This window comes from Veillonella parvula, assembly GCF_036456085.1.
GTDB lineage: Bacteria > Bacillota > Negativicutes > Veillonellales > Veillonellaceae > Veillonella > Veillonella parvula_E.
Genome location: NZ_CP138632.1, coordinates 1,100,741 through 1,117,642, shown reverse-complemented (window position 1 = coordinate 1,117,642; position 16,902 = coordinate 1,100,741). Strand labels below are relative to the sequence as shown.

17 protein-coding genes are annotated in these 16,902 nt (G+C 42.2%); all 17 read left to right on the top strand.

The features are described from left to right. The first annotated feature begins 19 nt into the window (after nt 1-19). The 17 genes from ilvA to cobA all read left to right on the top strand — a co-directional run bounded on the left by ilvA (nt 20) and on the right by cobA (nt 16,899). Complete coding sequence (gene ilvA / locus PK1910_RS05255; RefSeq protein WP_024061815.1) at nt 20-1,243, top strand: threonine ammonia-lyase; 1,224 nt, start codon at nt 20-22, stop codon at nt 1,241-1,243. Between the two features lie 18 nt (nt 1,244-1,261). Beyond that, nucleotides 1,262-2,971, top strand: coding sequence for a biosynthetic-type acetolactate synthase large subunit (ilvB, locus tag PK1910_RS05250; RefSeq protein ID WP_058948071.1), 1,710 nt, complete (start codon nt 1,262-1,264; stop codon nt 2,969-2,971). Beyond that, nucleotides 2,971-3,459 carry an acetolactate synthase small subunit gene (gene ilvN, locus PK1910_RS05245; protein WP_058948070.1) on the top strand — a complete coding sequence of 163 codons (489 nt, stop codon included), beginning with the start codon at nt 2,971-2,973 and terminating at the stop codon, nt 3,457-3,459. Before ilvB ends, ilvN begins: the two co-directional genes overlap by 1 nt. Nucleotides 3,460-3,470: 11 nt before the next feature. Next, complete coding sequence (locus PK1910_RS05240) at nt 3,471-4,256, top strand: ABC transporter ATP-binding protein (protein WP_058948069.1); 786 nt, start codon at nt 3,471-3,473, stop codon at nt 4,254-4,256. A 141-nt stretch (nt 4,257-4,397) separates the two neighbouring features. After that, entirely contained in the window at nt 4,398-5,405 is a 1,008-nt protein-coding gene (gene ilvC / locus PK1910_RS05235; RefSeq protein ID WP_004695212.1) for a ketol-acid reductoisomerase, read from the top strand. Nucleotides 5,406-5,578: 173 nt separating this feature from the next. Beyond that, nucleotides 5,579-6,040, top strand: coding sequence for a DUF3290 family protein (locus tag PK1910_RS05230; RefSeq protein WP_021148487.1), 462 nt, complete (start codon nt 5,579-5,581; stop codon nt 6,038-6,040). A 12-nt stretch (nt 6,041-6,052) separates the two neighbouring features. Continuing rightward, nucleotides 6,053-6,772 carry a DUF421 domain-containing protein gene (locus PK1910_RS05225; RefSeq protein ID WP_021148486.1) on the top strand — a complete coding sequence of 240 codons (720 nt, stop codon included), beginning with the start codon at nt 6,053-6,055 and terminating at the stop codon, nt 6,770-6,772. A 120-nt stretch (nt 6,773-6,892) separates the two neighbouring features. After that, the gene (locus tag PK1910_RS05220) at nt 6,893-8,620 is read left to right on the top strand and encodes a TIGR03960 family B12-binding radical SAM protein (protein WP_058948068.1); all 1,728 of its coding nucleotides are present in this window, start codon (nt 6,893-6,895) and stop codon (nt 8,618-8,620) included. A 9-nt stretch (nt 8,621-8,629) separates the two neighbouring features. Then, the gene (locus tag PK1910_RS05215; protein WP_058948067.1) at nt 8,630-9,484 is read left to right on the top strand and encodes a purine nucleoside phosphorylase YfiH/LACC1 family protein; all 855 of its coding nucleotides are present in this window, start codon (nt 8,630-8,632) and stop codon (nt 9,482-9,484) included. A gap of 175 nt (nt 9,485-9,659) precedes the next feature. After that, entirely contained in the window at nt 9,660-10,346 is a 687-nt protein-coding gene (locus PK1910_RS05210; RefSeq protein WP_058948066.1) for a YggS family pyridoxal phosphate-dependent enzyme, read from the top strand. A 53-nt stretch (nt 10,347-10,399) separates the two neighbouring features. Next, nucleotides 10,400-10,897 carry a cell division protein SepF gene (locus tag PK1910_RS05205; protein ID WP_004695224.1) on the top strand — a complete coding sequence of 166 codons (498 nt, stop codon included), beginning with the start codon at nt 10,400-10,402 and terminating at the stop codon, nt 10,895-10,897. Nucleotides 10,898-10,923: 26 nt separating this feature from the next. Beyond that, nucleotides 10,924-11,718: a pyrroline-5-carboxylate reductase gene (gene proC, locus PK1910_RS05200; protein WP_058948065.1), complete on the top strand. Its 795-nt coding sequence runs from the start codon at nt 10,924-10,926 to the stop codon at nt 11,716-11,718. Between the two features lie 2 nt (nt 11,719-11,720). After that, on the top strand, nt 11,721-12,506 hold the full coding sequence (locus PK1910_RS05195) for a YlmH family RNA-binding protein (protein WP_058948064.1): 786 nt from the start codon (nt 11,721-11,723) through the stop codon (nt 12,504-12,506). A gap of 57 nt (nt 12,507-12,563) precedes the next feature. Further along, on the top strand, nt 12,564-13,211 hold the full coding sequence (locus tag PK1910_RS05190; protein ID WP_058948063.1) for a precorrin-2 dehydrogenase/sirohydrochlorin ferrochelatase family protein: 648 nt from the start codon (nt 12,564-12,566) through the stop codon (nt 13,209-13,211). Continuing rightward, nucleotides 13,180-14,451, top strand: coding sequence for a glutamyl-tRNA reductase (hemA, locus tag PK1910_RS05185; protein ID WP_004696829.1), 1,272 nt, complete (start codon nt 13,180-13,182; stop codon nt 14,449-14,451). Before PK1910_RS05190 ends, hemA begins: the two co-directional genes overlap by 32 nt. 4 nt (nt 14,452-14,455) lie before the next feature. Beyond that, the gene (gene hemC, locus PK1910_RS05180; protein ID WP_058948062.1) at nt 14,456-15,394 is read left to right on the top strand and encodes a hydroxymethylbilane synthase; all 939 of its coding nucleotides are present in this window, start codon (nt 14,456-14,458) and stop codon (nt 15,392-15,394) included. Next, the gene (gene cobA / locus PK1910_RS05175; protein ID WP_058948061.1) at nt 15,391-16,899 is read left to right on the top strand and encodes a uroporphyrinogen-III C-methyltransferase; all 1,509 of its coding nucleotides are present in this window, start codon (nt 15,391-15,393) and stop codon (nt 16,897-16,899) included. The genes hemC and cobA overlap by 4 nt, the downstream gene beginning before the upstream one ends. The last annotated feature ends 3 nt before the right edge of the window (nt 16,900-16,902 follow it).

Here is a 16,902-nt window from a genome sequence, read left to right as displayed (position 1 = left end):
ACTAGAGGAGACCGTGTATATGTATAAGTTATATGATTTTATGGAGGCTCGTGAGCGATTGAGCACAATCACTGTGAAAACGAAGTTACTTCATAGTGATGTGTTTTCTGACGAGTGTGGAAATGATGTATACATCAAGCCAGAAAACTTGCAAATAACAGGCTCTTTCAAGGTTCGTGGAGCTTATAATAAAATTGCAAAACTAACAGAAGAGGAAAAGGCGCGCGGTGTTATCGCTGCGTCTGCCGGTAATCATGCACAAGGCGTGGCCCTTGCTGCGAAACGTCTTGGTATTAAAGCGACTATTGTCATGCCGAAACACACGCCTCTTATCAAGGTGAATGCTACAAAACAATACGGTGCAGATGTTGTACTATTCGGCGAGATTTATGACGAAGCCTATCAAAAGGCGATGGAGTTGCAAAAAGAACACGGCTATGTGTTCGTTCATCCGTTTAATGATGAAGATGTAATAGAAGGGCAAGGTACGATTGCCCTTGAGGTGCTTGATGAATTGCCTGATGCGGATATTTTGCTCGTTCCTGTTGGGGGCGGTGGTATCGTATCTGGTATTGCGGCTGCGGCGAAATTAAAAAATCCGCGTGTTAAGATTATCGGTGTAGAACCAGAAGGTGCAGCGAGTGCCCTAGCTGCCTTAAAGGCTGATCATCCTGTACCTCTCGATGAAGTGGCGACGATTGCAGATGGTACGGCAGTACGTCAAATTGGAGAAACTACATTAGAATATATCAAGCAATATGTAGATGAAATTATTACCGTTTCTGATTATGAATTGATGGAAGCATTTTTATTGCTTGTTGAAAAACATAAGTTAGTAGCAGAAAACTCTGGTATTTTGCCACTCGCTGGTCTCAAGAAATTAGAGTGCCGCGGTAAAAAGGTGGTAGCTATCGTCAGTGGTGGTAATATCGACGTACTAACTATTTCGTCAATGATTAATAAAGGCCTCGTATTGCGCGGTCGTATCTTTACCTTCTCCGTTAACCTTCCTGATAAACCTGGCCAGTTAGTGGCTGTATCTCAAATGTTAGCAGATGCAGATGCAAATGTTATTAAACTCGACCATAATCAGTTCAAAAACCTTGACCGTTTCCATGAAGTGGAATTGCAAGTAACGGTAGAAACAAATGGTGAAGAGCACATCCAACACATTATTGATACTTTCAAACATAATGGCTACATTATTAAACGTTTAAATTCCAGCGAGATATTGTCTGAATAGCTGGGTGAAAGGTTTCCTATGAGCGCAGAAACAATCAATGGGGCACGCATTGTCCTTGAAACATTGCATCGCCTTGGTGTAACCGATATGTTCGGCTATCCAGGTGGCGCGGTAATTCCAATTTATGATGAAATATATAGTTTCCCTGAAATTAAACATTACTTTGTTCGCCATGAACAAGGTGCTGCACATGCGGCAGATGGCTATGCTCGCGTATCTGGTCGCGTAGGTGTATGTCTTGCTACGTCTGGTCCTGGCGCAACGAATCTTGTGACAGGTATTATGACTGCGTACATGGATTCCGTACCTATGGTGGCCATTACTGGTCAGGTTGGACGGCCCTTTATCGGTAAGGACTCCTTTCAAGAGGCGGATATCCAAGGTATTACGATGCCTATAACCAAGCATAACTATCTTGTTCAAGATATTCATGATTTGCCTCGCATCATTAAAGAGGCGTACTTTATTGCTGGTACAGGTCGCCCAGGCCCTGTACTCATCGATATTCCAAAGGATATTCAAACAGAAAAAATATCCATGGCGGAATACAACAAATTGTACGAAGTACCTATTCATCTTGAAGGCTATGATCCAACCTATAAAGGTCATCAAGGTCAAATTAAAAAAGCAGCTACTCTCATCAAAAACGCAAAGCGCCCACTTATCATTGCTGGAGCAGGTGTATTGAAGTCTGGCGCTATGGATGAGCTTAAAGAATTAGCTGAAAAGGCTCAAATCCCGGTGACGAATACATTAGTTGGTCTTGGTGGCTTCCCAGGAGATCACGAATTGGCTCTTGGCATGGTTGGTATGCACGGTTCTGTAGCCGCTAATAATAGTACAGATGAGGCAGATCTCGTGATTGCTGCAGGGATTCGTTTCCATGACCGCATCACAGGCCATCCAGATTTCTTCTGTAAAAAAGCTAAAATCATCCATATTGATATCGACCCAGCTGAAATTGATAAGAATGTTACAATCAACGTGCCTATCGTAGGGGATTTAAAACAGGTATTAACGGAGCTTAATGCTCTTGTAGAACCTACAACTCATGAAGCGTGGCTTGAGCAAATCCGAGAATGGCAAGTGGAATACCCTATGGTAATCCCTGAGTCTAAAAATGGTGTATTACATGCACAATATGTGTTATCTGAGCTTAATAAAATTGCTAAGGATGATGCCATAATCGTAAGTGATGTAGGCCAACATCAAATGTGGGCGGCTCAATTCTTAACTCATAAAAAACCTCATACTATCGTTACCTCTGGCGGTGCGGGTACCATGGGGTATGGCTTGCCGGCGGCTATCGGTGCTCAAGTAGGGGCGCCTAAGAAACAGGTTATCCTCGTTGTCGGTGATGGTGGATTCCAGATGACTTGTGAAGAGCTCATGATGGTGCGCCAATATAATTTGCCAATTAAGATTGTTATTATTAATAATGGCTATCTTGGTATGGTTCGTCAATGGCAAGAAATATTCAATGATAGACGCTACTCCTATGTAGATTTGGAAGTGAGTCCGAACTTCTTGAAACTCGCAGATGCATTTGACTTGAAAGCAGCTCGTCTAGATAATGTTGAAACTTTCAATAAAGAATTTAAATCATACATTACATCGGATGAAAGCATTGTCTTGGATTGTCGCGTTGAACGAGAGGATAATGTATTACCAATGATTCCAGCAGGCGGCACGATAAGCGGTATGATGGGTAAGAAAGGGGTGCTATAATGGCGAAAGAACATCAAGTCTTAATCATTGCAAAAAATGCACCGGGTATTGGTACACGTATTTTGGCACTCTTTAACCGTCGTGGCTTTAACGTTACAAAAATGACATCTGGCATTACAAATCAGCCAGGTTATGCACGTATTACTATTACTGTAGAGGCCGATGACCAAATTCTCGATCAAGTGCAAAAACAAATCTACAAGCTTATCGATGTTGTTAAGGTTAAAGTGTTTGAAGATCATGATGTGGTATGCCGTGAGTTAATGCTTATCAAGGTAAAAGCATCTGCTTCTACAAGATCACAAATTGTACAGATTGCCGATGTATATCGTGGTAATGTGTTAGATATTTCTCCTACATCTATGATCATTGAAGTCATTGGCAGTGTAGAAAAATTACGTGGCTTCATTCAAATTATGGAAACTTATGGTATTCTTGAAATTGCCAAAACAGGTATCACCGCTATGAGTCGCGGAGAAAAAATGTAGGAGCTGATAACGTGGGGCGTGAATTACTCCATTATGAAAATGTCTGCTTTCGCCGTGATGGCAGACCTATTTTAGATAATGTAAATTGGCATATAGAGGAAGGTGAACATTGGGCCTTATTAGGGCTCAATGGAGCTGGCAAATCAACGCTACTTAGTATGCTACCGGCTTATCAAATTCCTACAACGGGCACTTTGCGTGTGTTTGGTAAGGAGTTTGGCAAATATGCGTGGCCTAAAATCAAATCTAGACTAGGATTTGTCAGTTCTGCTCTTGGACAATTTCAGTCAACCTTGGATAAACAAGTCGTTGAAGATATTGTTATTTCTGGTGCATTTAGTAGCATTGGTATATACCAAGAGGTAGCACCTGAGGTCCATCAGCGAGGGATAGAACTACTATCTGAATTTGGACTAGGCTATTTGGAAGGGCATCGTTTTTATACCTTATCTGCTGGTGAGCAGCGTCGTGTATTGTTAGCGCGGTCTATTATGGCAAATCCGGAATTATTGATTTTGGATGAGCCTTGCTCTGGCTTGGACTTACCAGCGAGGGAGCGGTTTTTACGCACCGTATCTACCTTGGTGGCGGAGCAGCAGACGCCGATTATCTATGTGTCGCATCAAATTGAAGAGATACTACCGTTTATTACTCATGTAGCTATCTTGCGAGAGGGTAAGATGATTCATGCAGGTCCTAAACACAAGGTACTAACTGATGATATTTTATCTGATGTCTTTGGACTTTCCGTACAAGTTGTATGGAAAGATGATCGTCCATGGGTGATGGTTCGGTAGTTATCAAATTTTTTTATCAGAGGCTTAAAACTTGGCTTACTGATACTAAATTAATGTACGCCACATCTTGCAAAAATTTGTTAGATTGTGTACAGTATATATAATCTATATTCTATTGAATATGTTTGGAGGTTGTCTAATATGGCAGGTAAAATTTTAGGTACTACAGTTTATTATGATGCAGATTGTAATTTAAGCAAATTGGAAGGCAAAAAAATTACAGTGTTAGGTTACGGTTCCCAAGGTCATGCTCATGCATTGAACTTGAAAGAAAATGGTATGGACGTAACAATTGGGCTTCGCGGTGGTTCTTCTAGCTGGAAAGCTGCTGAAGAAGCAGGTCTTACAGTAAAAGAAACTGCAGAAGCCGTTAAAGGCGCTGATATCGTTATGGTATTGATTCCAGACGAATTGCAAGCAGACGTATATGCACAAGATATTGCTCCAAACTTGAAACAAGGTGCGTACTTGGCATTCGCTCATGGCTTTAACATTCACTTTGGTAAAATCGTACCTCGTGAAGACATCAATGTATTCATGGTAGCTCCTAAAGGTCCTGGTCATTTAGTTCGTCGTACATACCAAGAAGGTTCCGGCGTTCCTTGTTTGTACGCTGTAGAAAAAGACCCATCTGGCGATACTGAAGAAGTGGCATTAGCATGGGCTTCTGGTATCGGTGGTGGCCGTTCTGGTATTTTGGAAACTAACTTCAAATCCGAAACTGAAACTGACCTCTTTGGTGAACAAGCTGTATTGTGCGGTGGTGTTACTGAGTTGATTAAAACTGGCTTTGAAGTATTAACTGAAGCTGGTTATGAACCTGTTAACGCTTACTTCGAATGCTTGCATGAAATGAAATTAATCGTAGATCTTATCTACGAAGGTGGCTTCCAAAAAATGCGCCACTCCATCTCCAACACTGCTGAATACGGCGATTACCATGCAGGTCCTCGCGTAATCACTGCAGATACTAAAAAAGCTATGGAACAAATCTTGGCGGATATTCAATCTGGTAAATTTGCTGATGAATTCTTAGCAGATTCCAAAAATGGTCAAAAATTCCTTAAAGAACATCGCGAAGCAGCTGCTAATCATCCAATTGAACCAGTTGGCGCAGAACTTCGCAACTTGATGAGCTGGTTAAAATAAGAGTATTATTTAGGTAATCTTTTGTGAGATTATATGCTTATTAAAAGCGACCCCGTAAGGGGTCGCTATTTTTTATCTTTTCTTACATTATTTTGGGCCATCTTGACGATTACATCGAAAATATTGGAATCAAATATGGTATAATAAAAAGTAATATTTGAAAGGAGTGTAGCATGGATTTTTACACATTAGCCTATGTTGAAAGTCAGGCTGTAATAGGTCAAACTTGGGGCTTTATTATAATTGTAGCTGTTCTGTTAGCATTACTCATTTTGGGAGTACAAGTATTGCGAAATGGTTTTACTAGTCGCTATCGTGACCTGATGATTATATTGTCTTTAATCGTAGTGTTCTTCTTAGGGCTTGAATACCAAGAGTATAATCGGATGAAAACCTATTCTGAGGACTCCTCTCGTATGGCTCAATTTTTACATTCTTTTAGTTCAGATCGTTCCGTACCGAGCGACCAATTGGCGGTTAACTCCTTAAAGATTCGTAATGGTATGATTTTAAAAGTAAGTGATGCTTACTATGAGGTTCAATTTAATCCAGAATTTTCAACCTATACTATTACACGTGTTTATAAGGTAAGTCCTATAGATCGAATTCATGATAAAGCGGACACATTACCATAAGGAGGACCACATATGACAGAAGCTATGGCCGTCTATGGGATGGTCTTTGCAAAACTCGCCATCGGTCTCTTGGCGATTATTCTACAAATCAATTTAATGGGTAAGGGCAATTTAGCCCCAACCTCTGCTTTAGACCAATTGCAAAACTACGTACTTGGTGGTATTATCGGTGCCATTATTTACAATGATCAAATTGGCATTTTACAGTTTATGTTAGTTCTTATTTTATGGACTATCCTCGTAATGACTCTTAAGTTTTTAAAAGGGAATCTTCGTATTTTTAAAGCAATTCTTGATGGTCATCCAGTTATAGTAATCGAAAAAGGTCATATTCTAACAGAAGAATGTATGCGTTATGGTATACAAGCGGCTGAACTTAAATTAAAACTTCGTGCTGCCGGTGTTCAATATGTTACGGATGTTAAGCGTGCCGTATTGGAGCAAAACGGTCAGCTCAACGTGGTTCAATTCGGTGAAGATAATATTCGATTTGACCTTATCGATGATGGTCAAATTAATCAGTTTACCCTCGATGTAATTGAAAAAGATAGAGATTGGCTTGAACAAGAAATCCAAGCTCAAGGATACTCTGTTAAGGACATATATATTGCAGAATATAAAGATGAAAAAGTTGTTGTATATCCTTATGAAAGAAAACATCGCCCACAAATTGTAAGCACTCTTAAAAGTAAGACCGCTCATACTAAGGATAAATTGAAATCTAAATTGTAATATCTATTGGTTTTTTATTATAGGCGAAATTAGTATTATGTAATTTTATAGATGTACAAATGATATGTAAAGTGTTATTAAGCCCACTATTCGTAGTGGGCTTATATAGAAAGGAAATTAGTGAATCGTAAAGATTTAATTGATCGATTACAAGAATTATATAAAGATGAAGACAGTCGGGTAACAGTAAATCCTCATGCAGGGCAAAAAGTAGCTATCGTTTATCCGAATACATACTTTGTGGGCATGAGTAATCTTGGACTTCATATCATTTATGAGGAAATCAATTTACGAAATGATAGCGTCTGCGAACGAATCTTCTTGCCTGAGAAAAAGGAATTAGAAGCTTACGATAAGACTAAGACTCCGCTTATGAGCGTTGAAACACAAAGGCCTATGCATCAATTTGATGTAGTTGCTTTTGATGTCACCTTCGAAATGGATTATTTCCATATTCCTTTGATGTTGCGCCATGGCCGTGTACCTATTATGGGAAAAGACCGTACCGAATTTGACCCTATCGTTATTGCAGGGGGCCCTTGTGCGACCTTTAACCCTGAGCCTTTTGCCGACTTTATCGATGCTTTTATCATCGGTGAAGGGGAAGGCATCGTTAGTCGCGTCCTAGATATCATTCGGGACGGGAAAATGGAAGGCTTGGATCGCCATGCTATTTTACGTCAATTAGCGGATATATCGGGTGTGTATGTACCATCCTTATATGTGCCGATTTACAGTGAAGACGGTGAATTTAAAGGCTATGATATTGCAGAGGGCGTGCCTAAAACGATCAAACGTCATTTTGAAATGCTCACTAGCGGTGGTGAAACGGTAGTGGCTACGAACTATACTGAATTTGGTGCTATGTATATCATCGAAGTAGCCCGTGGTTGTGGTCGTCACTGTCGCTTCTGTATGGCTGGGTATTGCTTCCGCGTACCTCGTGTACGTCCTTTAGACATTTTGAAAGAGGGTGTAGAGCGCGCAGAAAAGCTAGGTAAAAAGGTGGGGCTCATGGGCGCTGCTATCTCAGATTATCCTGAGGTAGACGAACTCGTTAATTATATTCGCTCTAAAGATATGCGCTACTCTTGTGCATCCTTGCGCGCCGATTCGTTAACACAAGCCGTGGTGGATGGACTAGCGGACAGTGGACAAAAGACGATTACCATTGCGCCAGAAACGGGCAGTGAACGTTTGCGTCGGGTCATTAACAAGGGAATCAGTGAAGAGCATTTACAAAATGCAGCCACCTTATCTGCAAAGTCAGGTATTCAGCACATGCGCTTATATATTATGATTGGGTTGCCAACGGAAACCGATGAGGACATTGAGGCTATTGTAGGACTTGCGGAAAGAACACAGGCTCATATGGAAAAAGTAGGCTGTAAAGGTCGTTTAACGCTCAGTATTAATCCGTTTATTCCTAAACCTTTTACACCGTTCCAATGGATGGCCATGGATAACCAAAAAGTGGTGGAGAAAAAGTTACAATACATAAAGAAAGCATTGCAAAAGAATCGCCGCATCGAGGTTCTCGTAGAGTCGCCTAAAGAGGCGTATATTCAAGGCGTTCTTGCTCGTGGGGATCGCCGCTTAGGCGCTGTTATTGCAGCATGTGCTGCAGATCGGGGCAGTAAATCTTTTAAGTCCGAAATGAAGGCTGCTGGCCTGGATATGGATAATATGAATTATCGTGAACGCAGTTTTGATGAATTCTTGCCATGGAGTCATTTAGACATGGGAATGCAGGAGGGCTATCTTGAAATGGAATGGCAACGATCTATCGATGAAGCCTATACCCCTCCATGTGCAAAAGGTTGTAAACGCTGTGGCGTTTGTAAATAGGAGGAACAGATGAGTCAATCTGTAAAACGTATAGATGTGAAAGGCCCTTATGGTACTTGGTCTTATGAGGCGCCGAGCTGGGTTGATCGATTTCCCATTGTTATGGGCGATACTTATCGTCATGGTGGCGTATCTAAAGCCCCTTATGAATCATTAAATCTAGCGTTTCATGTAGGCGATGAAGCTCAGAACGTACGAGAAAATCGAGCTATTATTGCGAAATATTTAGGTGTTGAACCAAATCGTATTTCTTGTGGCAATCAAGTCCATGGTTTAAAGGCTGTAGAAATCACAGAAGACCTTGTTGGGGCAGGTGCTTTTGGAGAAGATACCGCTATCGATGATTGTGATGCGGTATTTACAAATCTATCGCATGTGCCATTATTTCTGTTCACAGCAGACTGCGTTGGCGTAGGTATTTACGATGCTAAACATCATGCGATTGCTACGGCGCATGCAGGCTGGCGTGGTGCCATTGGCCGTTTACCAGTCCTTACCATTGAGGCCATGAAAGAGGCTTATGGGACCGAGTTCAAAGATTGCTATATATATCTTGGGCCTAGTATTGGACCTGAGTCCTTTGAAGTAGATGTAGAACTAGGTAAACGCTTTGAATTAGCCTGGAGAGATATGACAGACCGAGATTCATCTGATGTTGTCAATTATTCTGCTGATAAATTGGACAAGGCTTATATCAATTTATGGAACTTTATTGGTGAGGATCTCGTTGTAAATGGCGTTCCTCCAGAGAACATCACGATTGGTGGTACCGATAGTGTAACGGAAGTAGATTGTTATTCCTATCGTCGAGAGGGAGGTCGAACCGGTCGTATGGCCTTATTTGCGATGTTACAAGACCGATAAAATTTGACTTTCACAGGAATCATAATAACGTATGATATTTTAAGTATATACATGCTTGGATTTGTGGAGGGGATAGCCTTAAATCATGTACATTTGAGCCTAAATACTATATAATAGAATAGTCTATACAAATATATTTGTTGATTATGATATATAGATTGAAGGGGGCATTCACGTGATTGAAGAATCCCTACACGCTATACAGCAGCGCATGGCCGATGCTATGGCGCGTGTTGGTCGCGTAGATACAGCATTATTAGTGGCGGTTACAAAGAACCATCCTGTGTCGGCTGTGGAAGAGGTCGCACGGCTCGGTGTCACTCATGTAGGGGAAAATCGAGTACAAGAGGCCAAAGAAAAACAGCTAACCTATAAGGGGCCACAATTAACATGGCATTTGATTGGTCATTTACAGGTTAATAAGGTGCGTCAAGCGGTTCCTATGTTTGATTTAATTCATTCTGTGGATAGCCGTAAATTATTAGATGAAATCGGAAAGGTTGCTGCAAAGCACGACAAGATACAAGATGTATTACTGCAAGTCAATGTGGCCCGCGAAGCTTCTAAAACGGGGATGACCGTTGAAGAGTTTCCAGAAGTACGAGACTATGCAAAAACATTGCCTCATGTACGCGTACGAGGCTTGATGTGTATGGCACCATTTTTCGATGATCCACAGGAAGCTCGTCCAATCTTCCGCGTAGCGAACGCCTTGTTTGAGGATATGAAACGCTACTTTGAAGAAGGGCAGATTCAATATTTATCTATGGGGATGACTCACGACTTTGAGGTTGCTTTGGAAGAAGGGGCTAACATCGTTCGTGTAGGCACAGCAATTTTTGGGGAACGTGTATATTATTAAGGTTCGGGTTACCTGATAATCGGAAGCGTTAATTGTATTAGGAGGAAATCCAAATGGCATTGGGAGATTATTTAGACAAAGCAAAAAACTTATTCTTAGGCAGAACTGATGATGACTATGAATATGATGATTACGAATACGAAGATGAAGAGGAATACGAAGCTGAACCTACCCCAGTAGCAACAGCGGCTCCCGTGTCCGGTGCATCTGAATTTCATCCACGCAAGGTAGGAGGCCAATCTACGATGACACAACGTCCAACAGCTATGAAAGTAGTTGTAATTGAACCAAAAGTATTTGAAGACTCTGAAAATATTACACATCAATTGCGCGACATGCGTCCTGTATTGATTAATTTTGAAAATACAGACCCTCATGAAGCAGCTCGTATTGTAGATTTCGTATCTGGTGCGACTTATGCATTGGATGGCAAATTGGAAAAAGTAGGTAAAGACATTTTCATGTGCGTACCTGTAAATATTTCCATTGATTATAATGACAATGAAAGCAACACAACTGAGCAAAACGAATACTCTTGGGAAAATAAATAATCTCTCTATAAATGGTGGTGATAACTATGTTAGGTAAAACCCTATGTATAGGCGTTGGCTCAATGGGTGGCGCTCTATTGCGCGGTGCATTACAGCATGGTGTTTTGAAAGCACGTGATACACACATTCTAGTGCGTCGCGAAGAACAATGTAAGGCTCTTACAGAGGAGCTTGGTGTAGTAGGTTTTACTACATTGCCTAATGTAAACGAGTACAACACTATTCTATTGGCTGTAAAACCACAAGTGTTACCATCTGTGTTAGAGACTTTAAAAGAAGTACCTTATGGGACTGTTATGATTTCTGTTGCCGCAGGTATAACCTTAGATACTCTTGATGCGGCGATTCCACAAGCTAACTGGTTTAGAGCTATGCCAAATACACCGGCTTCTATCGGTGCGGGCATGACGGCACTTGCCGGGGATGATGTGAATACTGATCTAGGTCGTGCTGTACAAGCCTTATTTGAGGCTGTAGGCGAGGTAGCAGTGGTGAGCGAAGCCGATTTAGATCGCTTAGGCGCACTATCTGGTGCGGGGCCTGGCTATATGTTTGTCATCCTTGATGCATTGGCTGATGCGGGTGTTAGAATTGGTTTACCACGTCAATTGGCGATAAAGGCGGCGGCTCAAACGATGTACGGCGCTGGTAAGATGGCTCTTGAAAGTGGCAATCATCCAGCGGTACTAAGAGATCAGGTGACAAGCCCTGGTGGGACTACCATTGCGGGTATTGGTGCTATGGAAAAAGGTGGACTTCGCAGTGCTCTCCAAGATGGCGTAGTAGCATGTCTTGCTCGGTCGAATGAGTTGGGGAAATAATTTTGGCAGATACTAGTAAATTAATACGATATTTCGAGGCCAGCGGCAGTGGCGAGGAAGCTCGCCGTATGCTAGATTTGGCTGAGCAGGTTGTTAAAGGTCGCCCGTACCGTGTGGCGGACTTTACGAGTCCTGCAGGCCTTGTTATTGCAGATGCTATCAAGGCTAATTACCCACAGTTAACAGTTAAAACTGATGGTGGCTATGAAGGGGCGGAACGCATTCGTATCGCTTTCGTAGACAGCGACTTTAACGGTACTGTGGATATGGGCATTTGCGCCCTTAAGGTGAATTGGGACCCTCGGTTCCGATTGCTCACTCATCGCGATGTGCTTGGCTCCTTAATGGGCCTAGGCATTGATCGCTCCAAATTTGGGGACGTTATCGTCCAACAAGGGGGCGCTCAAATTATGGTGGATGAAAGCGTAGCAGACTTTGTGATTCAAAACTTCACAAAAATCGCTATGGTTTCCGTATCTGTGGAGGCTATTGAGCTTTCAGATATTGCACCAAAAGAAGAAAAAATTAAAGAAGTCCGCACTACAGTTGCTTCTTTGCGCTTAGATGCGGTGGCAAGTTCTGGTTTTAGCGTGTCTCGTACCAAGTTGGTAAGCGCTATTAATGCAGGATTATTGCAAGTAAACTGGCAACCAGCTAAGGGTGCATCCCAAGAAGTTAAAGAAGGGGATGTCATATCCATGCGTGGTCGTGGCCGAATGAAGGTAGAAGCTATTACAGGTACCTCTCGTAAAGGGCGTATCGGCGTATACCTGAAACGATTTATGTAGGCAGTTGAAAATCGGCTTGACCATCAAGCCGATTTTTTTATATATAGTAGGACAGCCATGGTATCCATAACATTTCAACCTACAACCGAAGATATAATCCTATTCGTAGGCGGCGGAGAAGTAGCGGAACGACGGATGCAGCTTTTTATTGAGGAGCCTTGCCAAATTGTCGTTATCGCTCCTGCTGTAACGGATACGATTAGCCAATGGACAAAGGAAAATCGCATCACTTGGTGTGATCGGGCTTTCACAATGAACGACGAAGAGCATATTATTTCGAGTAGTTTGCTGTTTATCTGCACAGATAATCATGAACTAAACGATACCTTGTATGAGCTAGGAAAAAAACATCGTGTGTGGACCAACCGCAGTGATGATCAGAGCGCGTGTAGATTTACTGTGCCGTCATCCCTTGAACTCGGCGATCTTCATATTGCTATTAGTGCCAATAATGTAGGACCTCGTATCAATCGTCTCGTACGACAAGATATGATGAATCGTTATGGTCAGTTGCAAAAGGCTATGCCTAGACTTAAAATATTTAGAGAAGAAGTAAAGTTACTACTTCCTACGCCAGAGGCTCGACAGAAATTTTGGCGAGACAATCTGACGGTAGAAACATTTGAAGCCATTCTCAAGGGAGATTGGATGATTATAGAGGAGAAACTAAACCATGCAATTAGTGGTATTAGGTCTAAATCATAGAAGTGCCGCTGTAGAGGTGCGTGAACGTTTCTCGTTTGATAAAGACGAGGTAGTTGCCGCACTAAACCGCCTCTATGAATTTGACTGTATCTCAGAATGCGTTATATTATCCACCTGTAATAGAACGGAAATTTATGCTGCTTTAGAAGGCGTAGAATTTCCAAAGGATTACATGTTGGCAGTGTTAAAAGATTTAAAAGGCGCAGATTATATTGATGCAGATGCATTCTTCTTCTACGAAGAACGGGACTGTATTGAACATCTATTCCGTGTGTCTGCTAGCCTTGATTCCCTTGTGTTGGGGGAAGGTCAAATCTTGAGCCAATTAAAAGGAGCCTATATTCAGGCTTATAGCGCAGGCTGTACGGGCACAATATTTAATATTTTATTCCAACGTGCTATTGGGGTTGGTAAAAAGGTGCGTACCAATACGGGCATTGCAAATACGCCTGTATCCGTTAGTTACACCGCTGTTAACCTAGCTGAGGACAGCTTAGATAAGCCATTATCTGAAGCTACGGTACTCATTTTAGGGGCAGGTACTATGAGCGAGTTGACGGCTACACATTTACAAGCGAAGGGTGTAAAAACGATTTTCGTATCTAATAGAACCTTTGCTAAGGCTGAAATGTTAGCGGAACGCTTTAATGGTAAAGCTGTTAAGCTCGATAACTTTGTAGACTATGCTAAAGATGCGGATATTCTTATCACATCTACAGGGGCGCCACATTATATTATTACGGAACGAGAAGCCAAGAAAATTACGACTCTTCGTAAGGGTGAACCCATCGTTATGATCGATATAGCGGTGCCTCGCGATATCGATCCTGCGGTGGCAGACTTGGACGGTATTTATCTATTTAATATTGATTCTCTTGAAAGTGTAGTAGAAGAAAACAAGGCACAGCGCGAAGAGGAAGCTCGTCGGGCAGAACCTATTATTCACGATGCTATTGAAGAGTTATTGGATAAATTAAGCTATTTAACAGTGCGTCCGATGATGGCATTGCTCACAGAAAAAGCGGAGCGTATTCGCCGTCGTGAATTACATCGCGCATTAGCAAAATTGCCAGATATTTCCGATAAAGAGCGCCGTGTTATGGACTCGATGAGTCGCATGATCATTCGCAAAATGTTGCGTGAACCGATGATTCACTTCAACGAAATTGCTGGTACGGAGGAAGAAGGTCTGTACTGGGACTTATTCAAAGATATGTTTAATCTTGAGAAAGAAGGCTAATGCCATGAGAGATCATATTCGAATCGGCACGCGAAAAAGTGCCCTTGCCCTATGGCAGGCTGAACATATTAGTGCAGAATTACAACGTCTGTACCCCAATATTACAGTAGAGCTAGTTCACTTTAATACAAAGGGTGACCGTATCCTAGAGAAACCACTGGCTCAAGTTGGTGGTAAAGGTTTATTTACTGCTGAATTAGAAGAGGCTATGCATGCAGGCAACATCGACATCGCCGTACATAGTTTAAAGGATATGCCTACAGAGTTGCCTGAAGGCCTTACTCTTGGTGCCATCTCCGCTCGTGAAGTACCTTATGATGCGTTGGTGAGTCCCGTGTATAAAACACTGGACAAATTGCCACAAGGGGCTCGTGTTGGTACCAGTAGTTTGCGCCGTCAAGCTCAATTGCTACATGTTCGCCCTGACCTAAAGGTAGAGGTTATTCGTGGTAATGTACAGACTCGTTTGAGCAAGATCGAAACGGAAAAGCTAGATGGTGTTATCTTGGCTCAAGCAGGGCTTAAACGATTGGGTTTAGAAGACCAAATTACACAAGTCTTCAAGGCGGATGAAATGATTCCTGCCGTTGGACAAGGGGCGCTCGCTATTGAGTGTCGCGCCGACGATACGGAGATGCTTGATATGTTGGCTCCTATCAACGATGAAGCAACGCGCTATGCCGTTGAAGGGGAACGCAGTTTCTTGCGTCAACTAAACGGAGGTTGCCAAGTGCCAATGGGCGTACATGGTATCATAAATAAAGGACAATTAACCTTGAAAGCCATGATTGCATCCCTCGATGGAAAAACTGTGTACGAAGGGGAAATCTCTGGCCCTGCTAAAAAAGGTGAAATTCTTGGGAAAAACCTTGCAAAAGCTTTATACGAAGAAGGGGGCAAACGTATTGTGGATGCTCTCATAGAGGAAGGAATCATAAAATGACAGGTATGGTATATCTAATTGGTGCGGGCCCTGGCGATGTTAAACTTATCACTGTAAAAGGTCGTGAATGCATCGAAAAAGCAGATGTAATTGTATATGATTATTTAGCAGATGCTCATCTGTTAGAATGGGCACGTCCAGATGCTGAACTGATTTACGCTGGTAAGCAATGTAAAGATCACACAATGCACCAATGGGAAATCAATGAGCTTTTAGTCCAAAAGGGTAAAGAAGGCAAAATTGTAGCGCGATTAAAAGGCGGTGATCCGCTCGTATTTGGTCGTGGTGGTGAAGAAGCGATGGCTCTTGGCGAAGCCGGTGTACCATTTGAATTCGTGCCAGGTGTAACATCTCCTATCGCAGCGCCTGCTTATGCGGGTATTCCTGTAACACAACGCGCTATGGCCACATCCTTTGCGGTTGTAACAGGTCATGAGGATCCTACAAAAGCAGTATCCGGTATCCATTGGGAAGGACTTGCTACGGCGGTAGATACACTTTGCTTTGTAATGGGTGTCGGCAACTTGCCTGTCATTGCCGAAAAGCTGATGGCCCATGGCCGGGCAGCCTCTACACCAGTAGCACTTGTTCGGTGGGGAACAAAACCAGTACAAGAGGTATTGGTTTCTACCCTTGAACATGTCGTTGAAGATGTAGCAAAGGCTAAATTGAAAGCACCAGCTATCATCGTAGTAGGTGATGTAGTCAACCTTCGTGAAAAATTACAATGGTTCGATAATAAACCTTTATTCGGGAAAACTGTTGTGGTCACACGCGCTCGCTCCCAAGCAAGTGCATTCCGCGAAAAATTAGCGGCTCAAGGCGCAAATGTAGTGGAAGCAGCGGCAATCAAAACATCTCCATTGGAATTATTTGATGAAGATAAACGTATCATCAATAATACAAAAGAATACCAATGCATCGTATTCACATCTGGTGAAGGGGTTCGCTACTTCTTCGATGCTCTTTATAAAGAAGGCAAAGATACACGTGCGTTAGGCAATTCTAAGGTGGCAGCTATCGGCTGTGCTACGGCTCGTGAACTCCATAAATATGGCATCGTACCAGATATCATTCCTGTAGATTACAAGGCAGAATCTGCTGTGGAGGCTCTTGAAGAAGAACTCAATGCAGGGGATTCTGTATTGTTGATTCAACCAAAGGTAGCACGCGATGTGATCCCACGCTGCTTGCGTCATCGCAATATGGATGTAGATATTTTGCGTTTATACGAAACAACACAAGATACCTCTCAACAAGACGCATTAATAACAGCTTTAACAGAAGGCACAGTAGATTACATTACCTTCACAAGTTCTTCTACTGTAACAAATACAATCCAATTATTGGGCGATAATGCACTAGAGCTATTAGGCAATACTAAAGTGGCTTGTATCGGTCCAATTACAGCTGCTACGGCTATGAGTGCAGGTCTTAAACCGGCTATCATCAGTGATGTATATACAACTGATGGCTTAGTAAACGCTATTGTAAAAGATATTTAGGAG

What these genes read in the sequence shown, in the direction of transcription:
- ilvA (WP_024061815.1), top strand. Translation starts at nt 20, where the DNA reads ATGTATAAGTTATATGATTTTATGGAGGCTCGTGAGCGATTGAGCACA.
- PK1910_RS05230 (WP_021148487.1), top strand. Translation starts at nt 5,579, where the DNA reads ATGGATTTTTACACATTAGCCTATGTTGAAAGTCAGGCTGTAATAGGT.
- proC (WP_058948065.1), top strand. Translation starts at nt 10,924, where the DNA reads ATGTTAGGTAAAACCCTATGTATAGGCGTTGGCTCAATGGGTGGCGCT.
- PK1910_RS05215 (WP_058948067.1), top strand. Translation starts at nt 8,630, where the DNA reads ATGAGTCAATCTGTAAAACGTATAGATGTGAAAGGCCCTTATGGTACT.
- PK1910_RS05190 (WP_058948063.1), top strand. Translation starts at nt 12,564, where the DNA reads ATGGTATCCATAACATTTCAACCTACAACCGAAGATATAATCCTATTC.
- hemC (WP_058948062.1), top strand. Translation starts at nt 14,456, where the DNA reads ATGAGAGATCATATTCGAATCGGCACGCGAAAAAGTGCCCTTGCCCTA.
- PK1910_RS05225 (WP_021148486.1), top strand. Translation starts at nt 6,053, where the DNA reads ATGACAGAAGCTATGGCCGTCTATGGGATGGTCTTTGCAAAACTCGCC.
- hemA (WP_004696829.1), top strand. Translation starts at nt 13,180, where the DNA reads ATGCAATTAGTGGTATTAGGTCTAAATCATAGAAGTGCCGCTGTAGAG.
- ilvC (WP_004695212.1), top strand. Translation starts at nt 4,398, where the DNA reads ATGGCAGGTAAAATTTTAGGTACTACAGTTTATTATGATGCAGATTGT.
- PK1910_RS05205 (WP_004695224.1), top strand. Translation starts at nt 10,400, where the DNA reads ATGGCATTGGGAGATTATTTAGACAAAGCAAAAAACTTATTCTTAGGC.
- ilvB (WP_058948071.1), top strand. Translation starts at nt 1,262, where the DNA reads ATGAGCGCAGAAACAATCAATGGGGCACGCATTGTCCTTGAAACATTG.
- cobA (WP_058948061.1), top strand. Translation starts at nt 15,391, where the DNA reads ATGACAGGTATGGTATATCTAATTGGTGCGGGCCCTGGCGATGTTAAA.
- ilvN (WP_058948070.1), top strand. Translation starts at nt 2,971, where the DNA reads ATGGCGAAAGAACATCAAGTCTTAATCATTGCAAAAAATGCACCGGGT.